General features: G+C 73.6%; 18 protein-coding genes and 1 tRNA gene. All 19 read right to left on the reverse strand.

Annotated features, from left to right (window positions below; translation table 11 throughout):
- Positions 1-66: 66 nt before the first annotated feature.
- Positions 67-534: a universal stress protein gene (locus ACFWIS_RS33485; protein WP_380461078.1), complete on the reverse strand. Its 468-nt coding sequence runs from the start codon at positions 532-534 to the stop codon at positions 67-69.
- A gap of 37 nt (positions 535-571) precedes the next feature.
- Positions 572-1,588 (reverse strand): alcohol dehydrogenase AdhP, encoded by a 1,017-nt coding sequence (gene adhP, locus ACFWIS_RS33490; RefSeq protein ID WP_380461024.1) that lies wholly within the window; start codon positions 1,586-1,588, stop codon positions 572-574.
- A 476-nt stretch (positions 1,589-2,064) separates the two neighbouring features.
- Entirely contained in the window at positions 2,065-4,080 is a 2,016-nt protein-coding gene (locus ACFWIS_RS33495; RefSeq protein WP_380461025.1) for a glycoside hydrolase, read from the reverse strand.
- A 386-nt stretch (positions 4,081-4,466) separates the two neighbouring features.
- Positions 4,467-6,128: a phospholipase gene (locus ACFWIS_RS33500; protein WP_380461026.1), complete on the reverse strand. Its 1,662-nt coding sequence runs from the start codon at positions 6,126-6,128 to the stop codon at positions 4,467-4,469.
- Positions 6,129-6,444: 316 nt separating this feature from the next.
- Positions 6,445-6,521: transfer RNA gene (locus ACFWIS_RS33505), tRNA-Met, on the reverse strand.
- Between the two features lie 70 nt (positions 6,522-6,591).
- On the reverse strand, positions 6,592-6,786 hold the full coding sequence (locus tag ACFWIS_RS33510; RefSeq protein WP_380461027.1) for a hypothetical protein: 195 nt from the start codon (positions 6,784-6,786) through the stop codon (positions 6,592-6,594).
- Between the two features lie 434 nt (positions 6,787-7,220).
- Complete coding sequence (hypE, locus tag ACFWIS_RS33515; protein WP_380461028.1) at positions 7,221-8,303, reverse strand: hydrogenase expression/formation protein HypE; 1,083 nt, start codon at positions 8,301-8,303, stop codon at positions 7,221-7,223.
- Positions 8,296-9,420, reverse strand: coding sequence for a hydrogenase formation protein HypD (hypD, locus tag ACFWIS_RS33520; RefSeq protein WP_380461029.1), 1,125 nt, complete (start codon positions 9,418-9,420; stop codon positions 8,296-8,298). The genes hypE and hypD overlap by 8 nt, the downstream gene beginning before the upstream one ends.
- Positions 9,417-9,746 (reverse strand): HypC/HybG/HupF family hydrogenase formation chaperone, encoded by a 330-nt coding sequence (locus ACFWIS_RS33525; RefSeq protein ID WP_380461031.1) that lies wholly within the window; start codon positions 9,744-9,746, stop codon positions 9,417-9,419. Before ACFWIS_RS33525 ends, hypD begins: the two co-directional genes overlap by 4 nt.
- A 6-nt stretch (positions 9,747-9,752) precedes the next feature.
- On the reverse strand, positions 9,753-12,083 hold the full coding sequence (gene hypF, locus ACFWIS_RS33530; protein ID WP_380461033.1) for a carbamoyltransferase HypF: 2,331 nt from the start codon (positions 12,081-12,083) through the stop codon (positions 9,753-9,755).
- Positions 12,080-12,883, reverse strand: coding sequence for a hydrogenase nickel incorporation protein HypB (hypB, locus tag ACFWIS_RS33535; protein ID WP_380461035.1), 804 nt, complete (start codon positions 12,881-12,883; stop codon positions 12,080-12,082). The genes hypF and hypB overlap by 4 nt, the downstream gene beginning before the upstream one ends.
- A 5-nt stretch (positions 12,884-12,888) precedes the next feature.
- The gene (hypA, locus tag ACFWIS_RS33540; RefSeq protein WP_380461036.1) at positions 12,889-13,269 is read right to left on the reverse strand and encodes a hydrogenase maturation nickel metallochaperone HypA; all 381 of its coding nucleotides are present in this window, start codon (positions 13,267-13,269) and stop codon (positions 12,889-12,891) included.
- 116 nt (positions 13,270-13,385) lie between these two features.
- Positions 13,386-13,490, reverse strand: a complete 105-nt coding sequence (locus tag ACFWIS_RS33545; protein WP_380461038.1) for a DUF6893 family small protein — start codon at positions 13,488-13,490, stop codon at positions 13,386-13,388.
- A complete protein-coding gene (locus ACFWIS_RS33550; protein ID WP_380461040.1) occupies positions 13,484-14,059 on the reverse strand; it encodes a hydrogenase maturation protease in 576 nt (191 codons plus the stop codon). The genes ACFWIS_RS33545 and ACFWIS_RS33550 overlap by 7 nt, the downstream gene beginning before the upstream one ends.
- A complete protein-coding gene (locus tag ACFWIS_RS33555; RefSeq protein ID WP_380461042.1) occupies positions 14,056-15,426 on the reverse strand; it encodes a hypothetical protein in 1,371 nt (456 codons plus the stop codon). Before ACFWIS_RS33555 ends, ACFWIS_RS33550 begins: the two co-directional genes overlap by 4 nt.
- On the reverse strand, positions 15,423-16,067 hold the full coding sequence (locus tag ACFWIS_RS33560) for a DUF6084 family protein (RefSeq protein ID WP_380461044.1): 645 nt from the start codon (positions 16,065-16,067) through the stop codon (positions 15,423-15,425). Before ACFWIS_RS33560 ends, ACFWIS_RS33555 begins: the two co-directional genes overlap by 4 nt.
- The gene (locus ACFWIS_RS33565) at positions 16,064-16,711 is read right to left on the reverse strand and encodes a DUF5947 family protein (protein WP_380461046.1); all 648 of its coding nucleotides are present in this window, start codon (positions 16,709-16,711) and stop codon (positions 16,064-16,066) included. Before ACFWIS_RS33565 ends, ACFWIS_RS33560 begins: the two co-directional genes overlap by 4 nt.
- Positions 16,708-17,175, reverse strand: a complete 468-nt coding sequence (locus ACFWIS_RS33570) for a thioredoxin (RefSeq protein WP_380461048.1) — start codon at positions 17,173-17,175, stop codon at positions 16,708-16,710. The genes ACFWIS_RS33565 and ACFWIS_RS33570 overlap by 4 nt, the downstream gene beginning before the upstream one ends.
- On the reverse strand, positions 17,172-18,959 hold the full coding sequence (locus tag ACFWIS_RS33575; RefSeq protein WP_380461050.1) for a nickel-dependent hydrogenase large subunit: 1,788 nt from the start codon (positions 18,957-18,959) through the stop codon (positions 17,172-17,174). Before ACFWIS_RS33575 ends, ACFWIS_RS33570 begins: the two co-directional genes overlap by 4 nt.
- Between the last annotated feature and the right edge of the window lie 36 nt (positions 18,960-18,995).

Genomic DNA, 18,995 nt, shown 5'->3' on the forward strand with positions numbered 1-18,995 from the left:
ACCCGCCGCTGCCCCGCGCTGTTCCGTGGGCCCCCCCCCCCCCCCCCGCCGCGGGCGGTCCGGAGGTCACCCGCCGTCGGCGGGCTCCGCAATCTCCCGCCCGGGCTCCCGGATCACGACGACCGGACAGGAGGCGTGCTGGACGCAGTGCTGCGTGACCGAGCCGAGCAGGGCCCCGGTGAAGCCCCCGTGACCGCGGCTGCCGAGGACGAGGAGCTCGGCCCCCTCGGCGGCCATCAGCAGGACTTGGGCCGCGTTGCCCCTGGCGACCCGCTCCTGCACCTCGACCGGGCAGTCCCGGCCCGCCTCCTCCGCGACCGCCTCGGCGAGGGCCTTGCCGGCGAACCCGGCGAAGTCCCCGTCCAGCATCGGCATGCCCAGGCCGTAGTACACCGGGTACTCCCAGGTGGTGACCGCCTCCACGGTGGCTCCGACCAGGGCGGCCTGCCGCAGGGCCCACCGCAGGGCAGCCCGGGAGGATCCCGAGCCGTCCACACCCACCACGATCCGCGGTTTTGCCGTCGTGTCGTTCATCTCGTCCACGGTCCTTTCCTCCGGAGGTGGGCGCGGTTCAGCCGCGCAGGTCGAAGACGAGGCGGGCCGCGACCTTGCCGCCCAGCACCTCGTCGAAGCAGGCATTCACCTCGCCCAGCCGACGGGTCTCGCGGATCACCCGGGTGCGGCCGAGAGCGTGCAGACGGAAGACCTCGGCGAGGTCCTCGCGGGTACCGACGATCGAGCCGATCACCTTGGTTCCATTCAACACGGTCTCGAAGACCGGGAGTTCGAGCTTCCCGTCGGCCGGGAGGGCGACCAGCACCAGCGTCCCACCGCGTCGTAGTGCGCCGTAGGCCGCCTGGAAGGAGGCATTGCTGACGGCGAGGGCGATGGCGGCGTGGGCGCCGCCGAGGGCCTGCACCTCCGCGGCGACGTCCTGGGTGCGGGCGTCCAGGACGTGGTCGGCGCCGAGTTCGCGGGCGAGGGCCAGCTTGTCGTCGGTGACGTCGACGGCGATGGTCTCGGCGCCCGAGATCCGCGCGTACTGGAGGGCGAGGTGGCCGAGCCCGCCGATGCCGGAGACCAGCACCCGGGTGCCGGGGCGGGCCCCGGAGACCTTGAGCGCCTTGTAGGTGGTGACGCCCGCGCAGGACAGCGGCGCGGCGTCCAGCGGATCGATGCCGTCGGGGACGGGGACGACGTAGTCGCCGTGCGCGATCGCGTACTCGGCGTAGCCGCCGTCCACCGAGTAGCCGCTGTTGTGCTGGTCGAGGCAGAGCGTCTCCCAGCCGGTCACGCACTGGTCGCAGCGCCCGCAGGCGTCGGCCAGCCACGGGATGGCGACGCGCTCGCCGACCCGGACGTGCCGGACCCGCTCGCCGACCGCCTCGACGACGCCCACGCCCTCGTGTCCTGGCACGAACGGCGGGGAGGGCTTGACCGGCCAGTCGCCGTGCGCGGCGTGGATGTCGGTATGGCACAGCCCGGAGGCCTCGATCCTCACCCGCACCTGGTGCGCGGCCGGCTGCGGCACCGGCCGGTCCTCGATGACCAACGGGGCGGTGAAGTCGTGGACGACGGCGGCCTTCATGGTGTTCCTGCCCTTCACGGAGTGGGGCGGCGCCCCCTGCGGTGGCGCGTCGCCTCCATCTCACCGCCTCCGCCGGTTTCTCGCCGGGGCCGGGTGGTGCACCCCGCCCGGGTCCTTGGTCCCGTTCCCCGGCCTGGACCAGCACCAGGCGGACCGGTCCATCGCGATCGCGAAGATCATCGCGAAGAAGAACACCGGTGCCTACCACCCCTGAGGGCGCTTGAGCGGCGCGTTGCGGAGGCCGCTGGAGAAGACCGGCCTCGGCTGAACCCACGGCCACCCGGTCGAGCGGGGATCCGGCCGCCTGGTTCAGCTCCATCGGAAGGGGCGAGCCGATCCAGGCAGCCCGCCCTCAGCGGTAGCCGTCCGACCTGCTCCTGGCCTTCGGTGCGGGGCCGGGCAGAACGCCGCCACGGCCGTGGCACCGGCCGACGGCCGACGGCCGGATCAGGACCCCGCACCCGGGCTACCGGACCCTACCTGGCCGGCAGCGTCGTCGGGCAGAGGCGCTGAGGTCGGCCGCCCTTGAGCTCGGCGTCGACGCAGCCGGGAGGCAACGAGCCGTACGGGGCGGTGCCGAAGTTGGCGGTGACCTGGAGTACGGAGTCGCCGAAGGTGGTCTGCTGGACCTGGCGGTCCGGCGTGAGCCAGCGGAAGCCGGTCATCGGCTGGGTGCCCGCGCTTTCGTGCAGCGGCGCGAAGTAGCCTTGCAGTTCGGCCAGTTGCTTGCCCTGGCTGGTGAGGGACGGGCCGTCCAGCACCAGGTTCAGCGGGGTGTTGTAGAGCATGGCGAGCAGGGCCCGGTCGGTTTCGAGAGCGGGGATCTTGGTGTACGGCAGCTCCCAGCGGTCCAGGTTGACCTGGGAGTCGTGCAGCGCGCTCTCGTACAGGGGGATGCGGTACGCGGGGTCGAACATCGCCTTGGTGAGGTCGGCGGGCAGGGCCACCGGCTTGAAGAACACCCCTGGAGCGCCGGCCGACGCGTACCCGCCCCAGGTGGCCTTGTCCCGCTCCAGGGGCCAGAGCCCGTCGGCCACCGGGGTCGACGAACCGTGGCTGAAGTCGATCACCGGACTGGCCCAGCTGCCGGCGCTCTCCGATCCCAGCACCAGCTTGTCGGCACCGGAGAGCCGGCGCATCCGGGCGAACCGGTTGGCCTGGTCCTGCGACCGGTTCATGGCGTGGGCGGGGCTGTAGTCGTCGAACAGTTCGCCCGCCGCGTCGACGTCCAGGAAGTAGCTGGTGGCTCCGTTCGCGGTCATCTGCCGGGTGCGTTCGGCCAGGTACCGGCGGCCCTGCGCGGTCTGTTCGAAGGCCTGCGAGCTGAGGTAGCAGCCGCGGTCGTGGAAGCCCGCCTTCACCCGGCCGTCCTGCTCGTGGACGCAGAAGTCCGGATAGACCGGGGCGGGCCAGGAGGAGGTCGGCGCGTCGGAGGCCTTCGGGTCCTGCCCGTTGGCGAACGAGTCGTAGGGGCCGACCAGGTAGCCCGCGCGCTCGGCGGCCGCCACCGCCTGCGCGTCCATCGGCTGGCCGTCGGCGTCGTAGCCGAGCCACAGCCGGCTCAACCCGAGCGCCCGCATCTGCGCCACGCCCTGAGCGGTCCGGGCCTCGCCCCAGGTGTAGGCGTGGAAGGCGCCGAGCAGCTTGCCGACCTCCGGGTTGGCGGCAATCTTGCTGTTGAGGGTGACCAGTCGGCCGTCGTCGGCGAGCCAGCGCCGGTAGTCCAGTGCGGGCGCGACCGGGGACGGATCGGTGAGGGCGAAGGTGACGGTGTAGTCCGTGGTGCTCGCGCGCCGCGAGAAGGTGTGCACACCCGTACCCTTCAACCGCCCGCCGTCGGCGGCGAAGGCGAGCGAGGTACCGGCCGGGTCCGGGACCAGGTAGCTCACACCCCGACTGCCCAGGGTGTAGCCCCACAGCGGCATGGACAGGTCGGCGGTGAGGTCGTAGCCGTGCCCGGCGAGGCCCGTTTCGGCCGAGGTCCAGAACGGGTCCGCGACCGGCACCCCGAGCCCCTCGCCGCGCGGCAGCTGCACCTGCGATGCGGCCCGGTCGGTGCCGGTCACCGGCCAGGACAGCGTGGAGCCGTCCCGGGTGCCGCGAACGCTGATCCGCAGACGGCCCCGCTCCGCCGCCGCCGTCACGGTGAGACCGCGCTCGGGCAGCGTCCAACTCGCCGCTCCCCGACTGATCCTGACGGGGCCGGGCCGGCCGAGCGGTTCCGCGGCCGGCGCGGAGAGCGTCAGCTCACCGCCGTCGGCGGCACGCATGCCCACCGCCAGCGAATCGACGCGCACCTCGGCCGTCGCGCCGTCGACGGGAATCTCGATCTGCTCGCCGTTCAGCCGGATCTCGTGCCGGACGGTCGCCGCGGCGACCGGCGGCCCGACCGTACCGCACAGTGTTCCTGCACAGGTCACGACGAGTGTTGCCGCCAGTGCGGCTCGCTGCCGCTGGGTCCGCGGCAGCTGACGGGATGTCATGGCGTTCATTCCCGCATCGTCGCGACCCGACGTAAGAGCGCTTCTTAGGAAACCCCGGATCGCTGCGGTTCGGCGGAGGCCGACCGGTGCCCGAGGTCGTCGACCTCGTCGGGCTGGATCCGGTCGACGGCGGTGACCAGGCTGCCCTGGTCCATCAGGTCGCCGTCGACGGAGCGCTGGTCCGGGGCGAGCCTGCTGCCCCGGCGCCTGCTCGGCGGGCCGTTCTCGGCACAGCCGGCGAACCAGCCGCAGCGACAAGGAACTTGCGGGACTTTCGACCCGCTGGGCCCCCGCCGGGCCCTACACCTCGGCGAGGCGGGCGGCCTGGTCGGGTTCGGTCAGCAGGTCGCGGTGGCGGCGCGGTTCCCGACACCGTCGCCACCCTGCTCCGGGTGTCAGCCGTGGCAGAGGCCGCGGCTGTAGTCGAAGGTCGCGGCGGCCTGCGAGTACTGCCACTGCGGGGCGAGCAGCTGGGCGTCCAACTGCGCGGCGGCGGTGCGGTTCTCGACCACGTAGCCGAAGTCCTGCAGCCAGGCGGGGTAGAGGTTCTTCGAGCCGATGAAGAACGCCGAGCCGTCGACCGAGACCAGCTTGTGGTGCAGCGCGTACGGGTGCCCGTCGGCCCAGGTCGGCGCGGACGCGGCGCGGAACGGGGCGAGTTGGAGGTTCCGGCACATCGCCGTCCGGGCCTGCGCCGGGTCGCCGAGGCGGGCGGTGAGCCGGGCCGCGAGGGTGTCGCTGATCTCGTTCAGGGACTTGATCTGCGAGTAGCCGCCGCTGCCCACCGCGCCCCGGTTGCCGGGGTCGCTGACGACGATCCGGACCTTCACCCCGTCCGCGAGCTTGCCCGCGAGCAGGTCGAGGAGCCGTGCGTCGTAGCGGGGCATCGGTGGGCAGGTGCCGGTCACGTCCTGCTGGGAGATGTCGATCCGGCTGCCGGCGCCGGCGACCAGCGCGCGCAGCGCGTTCTCCTCCGGGTTGACGGTCTCGTAGCCGGGGTCGTCGTTGGTGCGGTCGCGCAGGGCGATCGGGCCGCACTTGACGTCCTCGACGCCGCTCACCGGGTCCGGGCGGTAGCCGGAGGCCGGGTCGCCGTCCCGGATGCCGACGCCCAGGCCGCCGACGGCGATCACCGGTACGGTCCCGGCGGCGGGCACCTGCCCCGCCGCCGGGTTGAGCCGCCGCTCCAGGTCGGGGGTGCAGCCGGCGCCGTTCGAGGAGGCGAACCAGGCGGCCGAGAACACCCCGCTGTTGCGGCAGGTCCAGTCCCACAGGGTGTCCAGGTAGGCGCCGGCGGAGGCGGCGGCCGGACCGTTCAGCGCGAGGTCGACGTCGGTCACCGGATGGGCGGTGTCCAGGTAGTCGCCCTTCCAGTTGTTGATCCCGCCGGTGATGACGCTCTGCCCGTCCACGACCAGCAACTTGGAGTGGTTCCAGGAGAACGCGGTCTTCGCGGTGGTCATCGAGGCCACCTCGACGGTCACCCGGTCGGCGGCCGAGCCGAGCCGGGCCACCAGGTCGTCCCGGTACCGGGACGGCAGCGCGGTGATGTTGAGCAGCGGAGCGGCCCCGGCGAGGATCCGCACGTGCGGCGAGTTCCCGGCGGCCACCGAGGCCTTGAGGCCGTCGACGATGGCGTCCTGGAACCCACCGTCCGGGAACGGGGCGAGAGTTGATATGTCGACGGTCCGGACGGCCCTGCCGATGTTCTCCCGCATCTTGTCCAACAGCCGCTTCGTGCCGCCCCGTTCGGCGCAGGAGGCGTCCCCCCAGCACCCAGGCGTCTGCAGCAGCCACCCGCCCGGGTCCCCGGCCGGCGCGTCCAGCCGGTTGCCCGCCGTCCGCTGCCACACCACGCCCTCCAGCCCGGGCGACACCTGACGCAAGGCCCGTTCCACCGCGTCCAGATGCGGAGTGGCATCGCCCTGCGCCGCCCCCGGCGCGGGAGCCGGATCGGCGAACGCGGGAGCGACGGGGAGCACACCGACGGCGGCGGCGAGGGCCAGTGCGGAACCGGCCAGACGGCGGCCGGAACGGCGGGACTGGTGAGAGAGCACGTACGAGTCCTTCATGCGGGGCCCGGGGGCGTTCACCCGGACGACACCGATAAATTACCTCAACGTAACCTGATGTGCCGTCATGGCCCCATCAATCCCGGCGAACCGGCCTGACCGCCGCTCAGCGCCCCGGTGGGCTTTGCTCGGACATCACCGAAGTACCCGCGCACGGAAGGGAGTCGCGGCAGACCGCCTTCCCGGCACCCACCGAACTCGGCCCGCGTCACGACCACCGCGACCGGGCGTACGCCGGCCACACCCGCGGAACGCGAAAAGCCGGGGCCGACGCACCAAGTGCGTCGACCCCGGCTCCTGCTGGTAGCGGGGACAGGATTTGAACCTGCGACCTCTGGGTTATGAGCCCAGCGAGCTACCGAGCTGCTCCACCCCGCGTCGGTGGACCCAGCCTATGCGACCCCCGGCCAAAACGGAAATCGGTTTCCCACCACCCCCGCGCCCCGCCCTACCGGGCCCCGGCTGCGAGCGCCGCGTCGATCAGCTTGACCGTGGGCCGGTACTTCACCACACCGGCCAGCCGGCCCAACTCGTCGTAGGCGTCCTGGTCCCCCAGCTGGACGAGGGCGTGCACGGCGGCGGAGGCCGTCCTGTGCGAGCGGATGCCGACGCCCGGAATCCGTAGCAGGGCCGCCTCCACCAACCGGCCCAGGGCGACGGCCGAGGCCGGCTGAGCGGGTGCGAGTGCCAGCAGGGCCGCGATGCCCTGCAGCGCACGGAAGTTGAAGGGATCGACCTCGAACTCCGCGCTGCCCGAACCGTGGTGCGACGTGACGGGCAGACTGCGTGGCTCGCCGGTCAGAGCGAGCCACCCGCAGCGCCGCCTCCGTGGCTCCAGTCACCGTCGAGGTCGCGGTTGAGCGGATGGAGACTCCGGACCAGGCCGCCCAGCTCCCCGGCCTCCGCGGACCGCCGGATCCCGGTCACCCTGGCGTCCCATGCGTCCCCTTGCAGCTCCAACTGCCCTCCCGACCACCCGCTCGTCCAGTTCGGGCACGACACTACGCGGGGCCACCGACGGTCAGCCGCCGGGACCGGCCCGGGCGGCCCCGGACCGGCCCCGGCGGCGCGGCGGGGTCAGCAGATCCGCGGCAGCTGCTCGCCCATCGGCAGGTCGACCACCCGGGTGCCGCCGAAGCCGGTGCGGGCGACGACCATCCCGGGGTGGTCCTGGACGCACTCGCCGATCACCACCGCCTCCGCGCCGAGCGGGTGGGCCCGCATGGCGGCGAGCACGGCGTCCGCCTCGCCGCGCGGGACGAAGGCGACCAGCTTGCCCTCGTTGGCGATGTACATCGGGTCCAGGCCCAGAACGGCGCAGGCGTTGGCCACCGGCTCCGGGACGGGCACGGCGCGTTCGCTGAGTACCACACCCACCCCGGCGGCCGTCGCGATCTCGTTGAGTGCCGCCGCCAGGCCGCCCCGGGTGGGGTCGCGCAGGACGTGCAGGTCGCGGGTCGTCGCGAGCATGGCCTCGACCAGCCCGCCGAGCGCCGCGCTGTCGCTGCGCACCTCGACCCCGAACTCCAGCCCCTCCCGGACGCTCATGATCGCCACCCCGTGCAGCCCGATCGGCCCGCTGACGATCACCACGTCGCCCGGGCGGGCCCGCTGCGGCCGGATGTCGACCCCGGCCGGGACGAGCCCGATGCCGGCGGTGTTCAGGTAGACGCCGTCGCCGTGCCCGGCCTCCACCACCTTGGTGTCCCCGGTGGCCACCTCCACCCCGGCGGTGCGGGCGGCGGCGCCGATGGCGCGCGCGATCCGCTCCACCACGGCCAGCTCCACTCCCTCCTCCAGGATGACGCCGCAGGACAGGTAGGCCGGCCGGGCCCCGCTCATGGCCAGGTCGTTGACGGTCCCGTTGACGGCGAGGTCGCCGATGCAGCCGCCGGGGAAGAACAGCGGCCGCACCACGTAGGAGTCGGTGGAGAAGGCGAGCCGGGCGCCGCCGAGTTCCAGCACGGCGGAGTCGGCGAGGCCCGCCAGCGCCGGGCCGCCGTACGCGGGTGCGAAGACGTGCTCGACCAGTTCGGCGGACATCGCCCCGCCGCCGCCGTGCCCCATCACCACCCGGGGGTGGTCGCGCAGCGGCAGCGGGCAGCTCCAGCCGGAGAAGTCCGGCGCGTCGGCGTCGGTGAGCAGTTCGGTGTCAGCCAACGGGGCTCGCCTCCTGGACGGGGCCCGGCGTACTCAGCCGCCGGTAGAGGTAGTACGCGGCGCAGGCGCCCTCGCTGGAGACCATGGTGGCGCCGAGCGGGGTGCGCGGGGTGCAGACGGTGCCGAAGGCCTCGCACTGGTGGGGCTTGAGCAGCCCCTGGAGCACCTCACCGGCCCGGCACTGGGCGGGTTCGCTGGTGCGGATGCCCGTGACGTCGAAGCGGTGCTCGGCGTCGTGGTCCCGGTAGCGCGGGGAGAGCCGCCAGCCGCTCCGGGGGATGACGCCGATGCCCCGCCAGGCCCGGTCGGCGACCTCGAAGACGTCCTCCAGCATGGCGCGGGCCGCCGGGTTGCCCTCGGGGCGGACGGCCCGGGGGTAGGCGTTGTCGACGGTGTGCTCCCCGCGTTCCAACTGCCGCACGGTGCGCCGGATGCCCTCCAGGATGTCCAGCGGTTCGAAGCCGGTGACGACGATCGGCACCCGGTGGCGTTCCGCGAGGGCCGGGTACTCGGCGGTGCCCATCACGCTGCACACGTGTCCGGCGGCCAGGAAGGCCTGGACCCGGCAGTCCGGGGACTCCATGATCGCCTCGATCGCCGGGGGCACCCGGACGTGCGAGACCAGCATGCTGAAGTTGCCCAGGCCCTGTTTCCGGGCCAGGTGGACGGCCATGGCGTTCGGCGGGGCGGTGGTCTCGAAGCCGATGCCGAAGAAGACGACCTCCCGGTCGGGGTTCTCCCGGGCGATCTTCAGCGCGTCGAGCGGCGAGTACACCACCCGCACGTCGCCGCCCTCGCTCCGGACCCGGAACAGGTCGCGGTCGGTGCCGGGCACCCGCAGCATGTCCCCGAAGGAGCAGAAGATCACCCCGGGCCGGGCCGCGATGGCCAGCGCCCGGTCGATCACCTCCAGCGGGGTGACGCACACCGGGCAGCCCGGTCCGTGGATCAACTCGACCTCGTCCGGCAGGAGTTGGTCGATGGCGTGCCGGATGATGCTGTGCGTCTGGCCGCCGCACACCTCCATCAGCGCCCAGGGCCGGGTGACCGTCGCCCTGATGTCCGCGAGCAGGCCCTCGGCCAGCTCTGGGTTGCGGAACTCCTCCAGGTACTTCACCGCTCGACCTCCTCGACCGCCACCGCCGTCTCGGCCACCGCCGCCGTCCGGGCCACCGGTTCCCCGGCCGCCGCCTCCCAGGGATCGCCGAACTCCTCCTGGAGCAGCCCGAGTTCCTCGAACAGCGCCAGCGTCCGCCGGGCCGACTCCTCGTCCAGCCGCTGCAGCGCGAAGCCCACGTGGACGATCGCGTACTCCCCCACCGCCAGATCGGGCAGGTACTCCAGGCAGACGTCCTTGACCACGCCGCCGAAGTCCATCACCGCCATCCGGGTCCCATCCCGCTCACCGATCTCCGTCACCCTGCCGGGCACCGCCAGGCACATCCGCTCTCACTCCTCCCGGGCGGCCGACGACCGGCCGGCCACCATCAGCTGGCCGAGCGCCAGCCCTCCGTCATTGGGCGGCACCCGGCGGTGCCGCAGCACGGTGAAGCCGTCCTCCCCGAGCCCGCGGGCGCAGGCCGAGGAGAGCAGCGCATTGGCGAAGACGCCGCCGCTGAGCGCCACCGTGGTGGTGCCGCACCGGTCCCGGGCGGCCGCGCAGACCAGCCGGACGGCCTCGGCGACCGCCGTGTGGAAGCGCGCGGCGACCAGCCCGGCCGGTGCCCCGGCGGTGACGTCCGCCACCACCCCGGACAGCACCGGCCCGGGGTCGAGGATCCAGCCGTCCCGCTGGGCGACCAGCGCGAAGGCGTAACCCTCGGCCGGGCCGAACTCCACGGCGGCCGCCTCCAGTTCGATCGCCGCCTGGGCCTCGTACCCGGCCCGGTGGCAGACCCCCGCGAGCGAGGACACCGCGTCGAACAGCCGGCCCATGCTGGAGGTCTCCACACAGTTCAGCCCGCGTTCCAACTGCCGCTCCAGCAGCCGCAGTTCCTCATCCGGGCAGGCCCGCACCGAGGGCAGTCCGGCGGTCCAGGGCAGCCCGGCGGCGCGCAGGTGGGCGAGCGCCGTCCGGTAGGGGCGCTCGACGGCCGCGTCACCGCCCGGCAGCGGCACGTAGCCCAGGTGGGCCAGCCGGCGGAACCCGTCGTAGTCGGCGAGCAGCAGTTCGCCGCCCCAGATCGCGCCGTCCTCGCCGTAGCCGGTGCCGTCGAAGGCGACGCCGAGCACGGGCCGGCCGCCGTCCAGGCCGTGTTCGGCCAGCACGGCGGCGATGTGGGCGTGGTGGTGCTGCACCCGGCGCACCGGCCGGCCGGCGGCGGTGCGCTCGGCGTGCCGGACGGACCGGTAGCCGGGGTGCCGGTCGGCGACCAGCAGTTCGGGCCGCACCCCGCTGACGGTGCCGAGCTGTTCGACGGCGCGGTCGAAGGCGCGCAGCGTGGCCAGGTCGTCCATGTCTCCGATGTGGCCGGAGAGCCAGGCGTAGCCGTCCCGGGCGAGCGCGAAGGTGTTCTTGAGGTCCCCGCCGACCGCCAGCACCGGCCGGACGGGTACGGGCAGCGGGAGTGGCAGCGGCGCGTAGCCGCGCGAGCGCCGCAGCGGCAGCTGTTCGCCGTCCACCACCCGCACCACCGAGTCCTCGCACGGGACGTTGATCGGCCGGTCGTGGGTGAGCCAGCCGTCGACCAGCGGGGCGAGCGCGGTGAGCGCCTCCTGGTCGTCGGTGACGATCGGCTCGCCGGAGAGGTTGGCGCTGGTCATCACCAGCAGGTCCGGCCCGGGGGCGGCGAGCAGCAGGTGGTGCAGCGGGGTGTACGGGAGCATCACCCCGAGGTCGGGGCTGCCGGGGGCGACGGCCGGGAGCTGCGCCGCGAAGCCTCCGGGGCGGCGCAGCAGGACGATCGGCCGGACGGCTCCGGTGAGCAGTTCCCGTTCGACGGGCCCGACCGGCAGCAGGCCCTCGACGGTGGCGAGGTCCCGGGCCATCAGGGCGAACGGCTTGTCACCGCGCCGCTTGCGCCGGCGCAGCAGGGCGACGGCCGCGGCGTCGCGGGCGTCGCAGGCGAGGTGGTAGCCGCCGAGGCCCTTGACCGCGAGGATCGCCCCGCCGGCGAGCATTCGCCGGGCCTCGCCGAGCGCGTCCTCGCCGCCGAGGCCGCCGAGGCCGCCGAGGCTGCCGAGGCCGCTGCCGTGGACGGTCAGGGCGAGTCGTGGTCCGCAGGCGTGGCAGGCGACGGGCTGCGCGTGGAAGCGGCGGTCGGCGGGGTCGGTGTACTCCCGGGCGCAGTCCGCGCACATCGGGAAGCCGGCCATGGTGGTGTCGGCCCGGTCGTAGGGCAGGCCGGTGACGATGGTGTGCCGGGGGCCGCAGTTGGTGCAGCTGATGAACGGGTGCCGGTGGCGCCGGTCGGCCGGATCGGTGAGTTCGACCATGCAGTCGGCGCAGGTCGCGACGTCGGGCGGGATCAGGGTGGCGCGGGGCCCGTCGGTGCGTGAGGGGGTGATGGCGAACCCGGTGGCGCCGGTGGCGGCGAGCGGCGCGTGCTCCACCGAGGCGACCTGGGCGAGCGGCGGCGCGTCGGCGGTGATCCGCCGGCAGAAGGCGTCCAGCGCGGCGGGACTGCCCTCGACCTCGGCGAGGACGCCCTCGCCGGTGTTGGTGACGCTGCCGGCCAGTCCGAGTTCCCCGGCCAGCGCGAAGACGAACGGCCGGAAGCCGACGCCCTGCACCAGGCCGCGGACGGCGACCCGCCGCCGTTCGCGGGCGGGCGCCGTCACGGCGTCTCCGGCACCGCGTGGTGGTGGTGACCCTCCTGCGTTTGCCCCGACCGCACGTCCCCCGGCCGCACGTCCCCCGCGTGTGCGTGCCCGCCGTGCTCCTGCCCGGCCGCCATCACCGGCCGGTGCGGCACGCCGCCGTCCAGCACACCCAGCGCCCGTTCCAGCAGCACGCCGACGCCGTCCCCGCTGCGGGCCGAGGTCCGCACCACCTCCACCCCGGGGTTGACCCGCTGGACGTTCGCCAGGAACGCCGCCTCGTCGAACTCGGCCGCCGCGGCGAGGTCCGCCTTGGTCACCAGCACGAGGTTGGCCAGCCCGAACGCGGTCGGGTACTTGAGCGGCTTGTCCTCCCCCTCGGTGACGGAGGCCAGCACCACCCGCAGCGATTCGCCGAGGTCGTAGGAGGCCGGGCAGACCAGGTTGCCGACGTTCTCCACGAACAGCAGTCGGCAGTCCGGCGGCAGCCAGCCGTCCAGGTGGCCGGCCAGCATCCGGGCCTCCAGGTGGCACAGGCCGTCGGTGAGCACCTGCTTCACCGGAGCGCCCGAACGGGCCAGCCGCAGCGCGTCGTTCTCGGTGGCGAGGTCGGCGGTGAGCGCGGCGACCTCGATCCCGCGCCGCCGGGCGAGCCCCAACTCGGCCTCCAGCAGGGCGGTCTTGCCGCTGCCGGGGCTGGAGAGCAGGTTGACCGCGACGGTCCCGCGGGCGGTCAGCGCGGCCCGCAGTTCGCGGGCGCTGTCGTCGTTGCGGGCGAGCACCGCCCGGCGCAGGTCGACCGTGTGGCCGCTCTGGCACATCGGTTTCAGCCTTTCTGTTCGGCCGGGACGCCGGGGCCCCGGGCCCACTCGACGTCGAGGATCTGGAGCTCTCGCCCGGACAGCAGCTCGACGCCGGCGCCGGTGCGGCAGTCCGGGCAGCCGAGGTCGGGCGGCATGCCGACGGCCCATTCGACGGCGCAGGGGGCGCAGCGGGCCCGCGCCGGGACGGCAACGGTGTCCAGTGCGGCGCCCTCCACCAGCGTTCCGGCGCAGGCGAGTTCGAAGCAGAAGTCGAGGGCTTCGGGCACCACGCCCGCCAACTCGCCGACCTGCAGCCGGATCCGGGCCACTCCCGGGGCCCGGTGTTCGCGTGCGGCCGTGTCCACCTGCTCGACCACGGCGGCGGCGATCGACATCTCGTGCATCGGTCCCTTCCCACGGCGGGCGGCAACGCGCCCCATTACAGGGGGCGGTGGCGGCGCGGGCTCGAAGCCGCGCCGCCACCGCGTCCGGGGCTGCACCGTTCGCAGCAATCCGCGGCTCACATCCGCGAGATCTTCAGGTACCGCCGGATGTCCGGCAGGCTCTGCCAGACCAGCGCGCCGATCCCCGCCAGCAGGGCCGCGCAGAACAGTTTCCTCAGCATGGTGTCGTCCTCCTCTCCAGCTCCGCACTCGACGGCTCCGGCCGCACCGCCTCCTCGACGGCCTCCAGCACCGCCTCCTCGACGGCCTCCAGCACCGCCTCCTCGACGGCCTCCAGGACCGTCCGGACGGCCTCCTCCACCGCGGCGGCGACCGGGGCGCTCAGCCCGATGCCCTCCTCCAGCGAGGCCGGCTCGCAGCCGACCACCAGCACCCGCGCGGGCGGCTCGCCCCCGGTGCCGGCGGCGAGCGTGGCGAGCAGGCCGAGGACGGCGTCCGGGCCCATCCGGTGCCCGTCCAGGACGGGCACCTCCAGCGGCTCCGCGTCCGCCTCGATGAGGTAGACGGTTCCGGGGGCGCCGCCGCGGCAGGTGGCGTCCACCAGGACGGCGGTCCGGCAGCCGTCCAGCAGCCGGTAGGCGAGGTCGACGCCACGCACCCCGACGTCGACCAGCTCCACGCCCTCCGGCAGCGGATGGGCGGCCAGCCGCCGGACGGTCTCCACGCCGAAGCCGTCGTCGCCGAGGAAGAGGTTGCCCACCCCGGCGACCAGCACCTTCCCACCGGTCATGACTCCTCCAGCGGGGTGACCTCGTCGGGCTGGAAGTAACGGAAGCGACCCTGGGCCCGCCACAGGTCGGCCCCCGGGTCGTCCTCCACCGTGACGGCCAGGTGCACGGAGCCGTCCACGTCGTGCAGGACGGCCTCGACGACGCCTGTTCGTCCGTCCAGGAAGAGGTCCTGGGCGTCGGTGCGCCGCCGGCCGGGCCGCAGCACGACCCGGCTGCCCGCGCCGACCGACCGGCCGTCGACCAGCACCCGGTCCCGTGCGGGATCGACGTCCGGGTCGCCGCCCGGATCCCACCAGGGCTGTTCGGGATCGGAGCCGCCGCCGGTGATCTCGCGCAGCCCGCGCACGGCGCCGTGGAGGCGTTCCAGCACCTCGGGCGGCATGGACTCGGCCAGGTCGATCACCGCCCCGGCCCGGTCGTCGGTGCCCCGGGCCTCGCGCTTCTCCTGGTCGGTCAGGGCCGCCGTGCGCAGCGCCAGGATCTCGTCGATCTCGGTGGAGTCGTAGAGGGTGCCCAGGCTCTCCGGGGCGATCCTCGGGTGGTCCTCCAGGATGATCGGCGAGGACAGCATCACCTGGCACCCACCGTCCGGCCCGGCCAGGACGGGCCAGGTCCGCTCGTTGCGGCACCGCCCGACGGCCGCGCGGGCCCACTCGGGCGGATCGGTGACCGAGAGGAACCGGCCGTGCTCCAGCCCGAGCAGCAGGTGGGCGGAGACCAGCGAGCGCGGCAGCGCCTCCTCCCGGCCGTCCTTGCGGCGCGGCGTCCAGGGTGAGGCGTTCTCCACCTCGGCGGTGAGCCGCTGCGCCCGGTAGGGGCCGGGCAGTTCCTCGATCCGCAACCGCACCAGCCCGTCGACCTGTTCACGCCGCCGCACCAGCCGGCCGACGGCGCTTCCCTGCTCGTGCACCAACTCGGTGCCGCCGACGCCCGGCAGACGGAACCCGCGTTGCACCCCCGCTCCGGCCAACTCGTCAACGGAGAGCAGGAGTTCGATGCGTTCCTCGACGCCCTCGTCCCATTCGACGAGCACCCGGTCGGCGAGCTCCAGCCGTTCCACCGGCTCGAACCCGCCGGTGGCGGTGGCCCGTTCGACGGTGCGCCGCTGGACCCGCAGGAAGCGCAGCTCGACGGCCAGCCGGTCGCCCCGCCGGGCCTCCATGACGCACTCGGTGCGCTGGTGGGAGTGCTCGCCGCCCTGCCTGGTGTACTCCGGCGGCACCAGCACGCCGAACTGCCAGCGCAGCCGGTTCTTGGCGGCCGACGCCCGGTACGGGTAGAGCACGTAGCCCTCCAGCAGCACCGCGTCGGCGATCTGCCGGGCGGCCGCGAAGCCGCGTTCGATCCCCTCGGGGAAGGTCTTCACCGGGCGCCCTCCTCGACGGCCGCGGTCGCGAGCAGGGCGCGCACCGTCGCCTCCCAGGAGGGCAGGGCCCGCCCGGAGCGGTAGGCGAGCAGGTCGTCCAGGACGTCCTCGGGCAGCCGCAGCCAGCCGCAGCCGGGGAAGTGCTGGTCGAGGGCCTCCCGCCAGACCCGTACCGGCATCCGCACCCGGGCCTCCCGGTCCCAGGGCACGGGGGTGACCTGGAAGCCGCCGGGGCCGGCGAAGGCGGTGCCGGAGAAGAGCAGCAGCAGCGGCACCTCGCCGTCGTCCAGCGCCCGGAAGTACCGGGCGCAGGCCACCTCCAGGTCGTAGCTGCACGGCACCACCAGGTCGGCCTCGGTCTCCCCGGTGAAGCCGGGCACCAGCAGCGGCACGGTGGCGAACTGGATCGGGTTGAGCGTGGTCGCCCAGCGCTCCCGTTCGCCGAAGAGGTCGGCCAGCCGCTCGCCCTCGGCGTCGGCGTAGGGCCGGCGCACCGGTTCGATCCGCAGCTGGCACTGGAGGGCGAGGGCGTGCACCCGGGTGTCGGCGGGCGCCGTGATGCGCAGCCGGAACACCAGGGTGGGCCCGGCCGCGTACGGGTCGGAGCGGACGCCGGTGCAGCTGAAGCCGAGCGCCGTCATGCCGTCACCGCCGCCGGCAGGGGGCGCGCCCGTTCGGCCAACTGCCCGAAGAACGCGTCGAGTTCGGCGCGGGCCTCGGCTCCGCCGTCGAAGCCGTGCCAGCACCGCCGGAGCCGGCCGACCAGCTCGTAGCAGAGGTCGATCGGCACCAGGTAGCAGTCGACCCGGCCCTCGGTGCGGCGCAGCAGCAGCGCCTCCACGTCCGGTTCCAGGGCGGCGGCCAGCCGGCTGCTGCCGAGGGCGCGCTGCCAGGCCTCCTCGTCCACCTCGCTCTCGGTGGCGCCGGCCGGCCCGGGGTAGAACGCGAGCAGCCGGTCCAGGACGGCGTTGCGGAACAGGAAGACGGTGCCGACCGGGACGCCCAGCACCGACCAGACCCGCTCGTCCACCTCGCCGTCCGGGTCGACCAGGCAGCGCTCGGGCACGGTGCGGTAGCGGCCGCCGGCCGCGCCCGACTGCTGGAACAGCAGGCCGCAGGCGGTGCAGGTGCAGGCCAGGGCACGCTCCTCGACGTCCACCAGGTGGCGGTGACCGGGCGGGAGGTCCCGGCCGCAGAGGCCGCACTGCTCGGGCCGCGACGGGGCCGGCTCGCGCAGCCGGCGCAGCAGGGCGGTCCCGTCCCGGGAGACCCTGCGGGTGTTCACCGCGCCTCCGCGGGCTGCGGCGGGCGGGTGCCGATCTGGAGCAGCTGGGGGGCGCGCTCCAGCTCCAGGGCCGTCACCTCGGGGGCGTGGCAGGCGAGCGCGGCCTCGACCTCAGGCTCGCCGCAGCCGCAGCCGGAGGCGGTCCGGCGCAGCCGCAGGGTGCCGGTCGCGGGTTCGTAGCCGAGCACCTCGATCCGCTCCGGCAGGCCGGCGAGCGCCCGGTCGATCCGGGCGGTCAGGTCCTCGGGGTGGAGGTCATGCAGGAGCAGCAGCCCGGCCACCGCCGGGTCGTCCAGCATCCGTTCCAGGGCGGGCGGGGGCAGCGCGGGCACCAGCCGGGCCAGCCCCTCGCCGTAGAACTCCATGAGGTCGCGGACGAGTTGCTCGCCCGCCTGCTCGGCGCCGCTGCCGGCCAGCGCGTCCAGGGCCTGCTGGATCCGCAGCCCGGTCTGTTCGGCCGTCATGCGGTGAGCCCGCTCAGGCCGGTGGGCACGTGCATGGTCTTCAGGGTGCGCCCGTTGCCGACGTACATGTGCACGCCGCAGGGCAGACAGGGGTCGAAGCTGCGCACCGCGCGCATGATGTCGATGCCCTTGAAGTTCTCCGGGGAGTTCTCCTCGAAGATCGGCGTGTTCTGTACCGCGTCCTCGTACGGGCCGGGCGTGCCGTAGCTGTCGCGCACGCTGGCGTTCCACGGCGTGGGCGGGTACGGGTGGTAGTTGGCGATCTTGCCGTCGCGGATCACCATGTGGTGCGAGAGCACGCCGCGCACGGCCTCGGTGAAGCCGCAGCCGATCGACTCGTCCGGCACCTCGAACCGCTCCCAGGTCTGGCTCCGCCCGGCGCGGACCTCGTCGAGCGCCTTCTCGGCGAAGTGCAGGGCGGCGGCGGCCGCGTAGGCCTGGAAGTAGGTGCGGGCGCGGTTGCGCTCGATGGCGTTGCTCCACTGCGGGATCTTCCACTCGAAGGTGACCTCGGGCTTGGTCATCGAGCGGGGCAGGTTGATCTGGACGCTGTGGCCGGTGGCCTTGACGTAGCCGATGTCGACCAGTCCGGACAGCGCGGTGGACCACAGCCTGGCGATCGGGCCGCCGCCGGTGTCGAGGGCGAGGTGGTCCTTGCCGTCGAACCAGCGCGGGGACATCACCCAGCTGTACTTGTCGTCGAAGTTGCGCTTCTGCGGCTGGGGGATGGTGTGCTGGTTCCACGGGTGCCGGGGATCGACCGGGTTGCCCAGCGGGTCGTGGGTGACGAACAGGTCCTTGCCCTGCCAGTCCTCGTAGTAGGAGCTGCCGAGCAGGATCCGGATGCCGAGGTTGATCTGCGTCAGGTCGTTGGTGACGAGCTTGCCGTCCACCACCACGCCGGGGGTGACGAACATCCGCCGCCCCCAGTCCGTCATGTTGCGGTAGGTGAAGTCGCAGTGGTCCGGGTCGTTGAGGCTGCCCCAGCAGCCGAGCAGGACGCGGCGCCGGCCGACCTCCTCGTAGCCGGGGAGCGCCTGGTAGAAGAAGTCGAAGAGGTCGTCGTGCAGCGGCACGACCTTCTTCATGAACTCGATGTAGCGCATCAGCCGGGTCAGGTAGTCGGTGAACAGCTGCACCGTGGCGACGGTGCCGACGCCGCCGGGGTAGAGCGTGGAGGGGTGCACGTGGCGTCCCTCCATCAGGCAGAACATCTCCCGGGTGTAGCGGCTGACCTGGAGCGCCTCTCGGTAGAACTCGCCCTCGATCGGGTTGAGCGAGCGCATGATGTCGGCGATCGTCTTGTACCCGTGCTCGCCGGCGTGCGGGGCCTCGGTGCGTTCGGCCAGTTCCAGGACGCCCGGGTTGGTCTCGCGGACCATCTTCTCGCAGTAGTCGACCCCGACCAGGTTCTCCTGGAAGATGTTGTGGTCGAACATGTACTCGGCCGCCTCGCCGAGGTTGATGATCCACTCCCCCAGGTGCGGGGGCTTCACGCCGTACGCCATGTTCTGGGTGTAGACGGAGCAGGTGGCGTGGTTGTCGCCGCAGATCCCGCAGATCCGGCTGGTGATGAAGTGGGCGTCGCGCGGGTCCTTGCCGCGCATGAAGACGCTGTAGCCGCGGAAGACCGAGGAGGTGCTGTAGCACTCCGCGACCCGCTTCTGCTTGAAGTCGATCTTCGTGTGGATGCCCAGGCTGCCCACGATCCGGGTGATCGGGTCCCACGACATCTCGGTCAGGCCGCTGCCGTCGCCGGCCGCCCTGGTCGTCGGTGTTGCCATCGTCTCTGCGTGTCCTTGTCTACGGGGTCTACGAGG

It is taken from the genome of Kitasatospora sp. NPDC127060, assembly GCF_042724935.1.
GTDB lineage: Bacteria > Actinomycetota > Actinomycetes > Streptomycetales > Streptomycetaceae > Kitasatospora.

Coding starts and splice junctions, on each gene's coding strand:
- ACFWIS_RS33485 (WP_380461078.1), bottom strand. CDS start 534: ATGAACGACACGACGGCAAAACCGCGGATCGTGGTGGGTGTGGACGGC.
- adhP (WP_380461024.1), bottom strand. CDS start 1,588: ATGAAGGCCGCCGTCGTCCACGACTTCACCGCCCCGTTGGTCATCGAG.
- ACFWIS_RS33495 (WP_380461025.1), bottom strand. CDS start 4,080: ATGAACGCCATGACATCCCGTCAGCTGCCGCGGACCCAGCGGCAGCGA.
- ACFWIS_RS33525 (WP_380461031.1), bottom strand. CDS start 9,746: ATGTGCCTGGCGGTGCCCGGCAGGGTGACGGAGATCGGTGAGCGGGAT.
- hypB (WP_380461035.1), bottom strand. CDS start 12,883: ATGTGCCAGAGCGGCCACACGGTCGACCTGCGCCGGGCGGTGCTCGCC.
- hypA (WP_380461036.1), bottom strand. CDS start 13,269: ATGCACGAGATGTCGATCGCCGCCGCCGTGGTCGAGCAGGTGGACACG.
- ACFWIS_RS33545 (WP_380461038.1), bottom strand. CDS start 13,490: ATGCTGAGGAAACTGTTCTGCGCGGCCCTGCTGGCGGGGATCGGCGCG.
- ACFWIS_RS33550 (WP_380461040.1), bottom strand. CDS start 14,059: ATGACCGGTGGGAAGGTGCTGGTCGCCGGGGTGGGCAACCTCTTCCTC.
- ACFWIS_RS33560 (WP_380461044.1), bottom strand. CDS start 16,067: ATGACGGCGCTCGGCTTCAGCTGCACCGGCGTCCGCTCCGACCCGTAC.
- ACFWIS_RS33570 (WP_380461048.1), bottom strand. CDS start 17,175: ATGACGGCCGAACAGACCGGGCTGCGGATCCAGCAGGCCCTGGACGCG.
- ACFWIS_RS33575 (WP_380461050.1), bottom strand. CDS start 18,959: ATGGCAACACCGACGACCAGGGCGGCCGGCGACGGCAGCGGCCTGACC.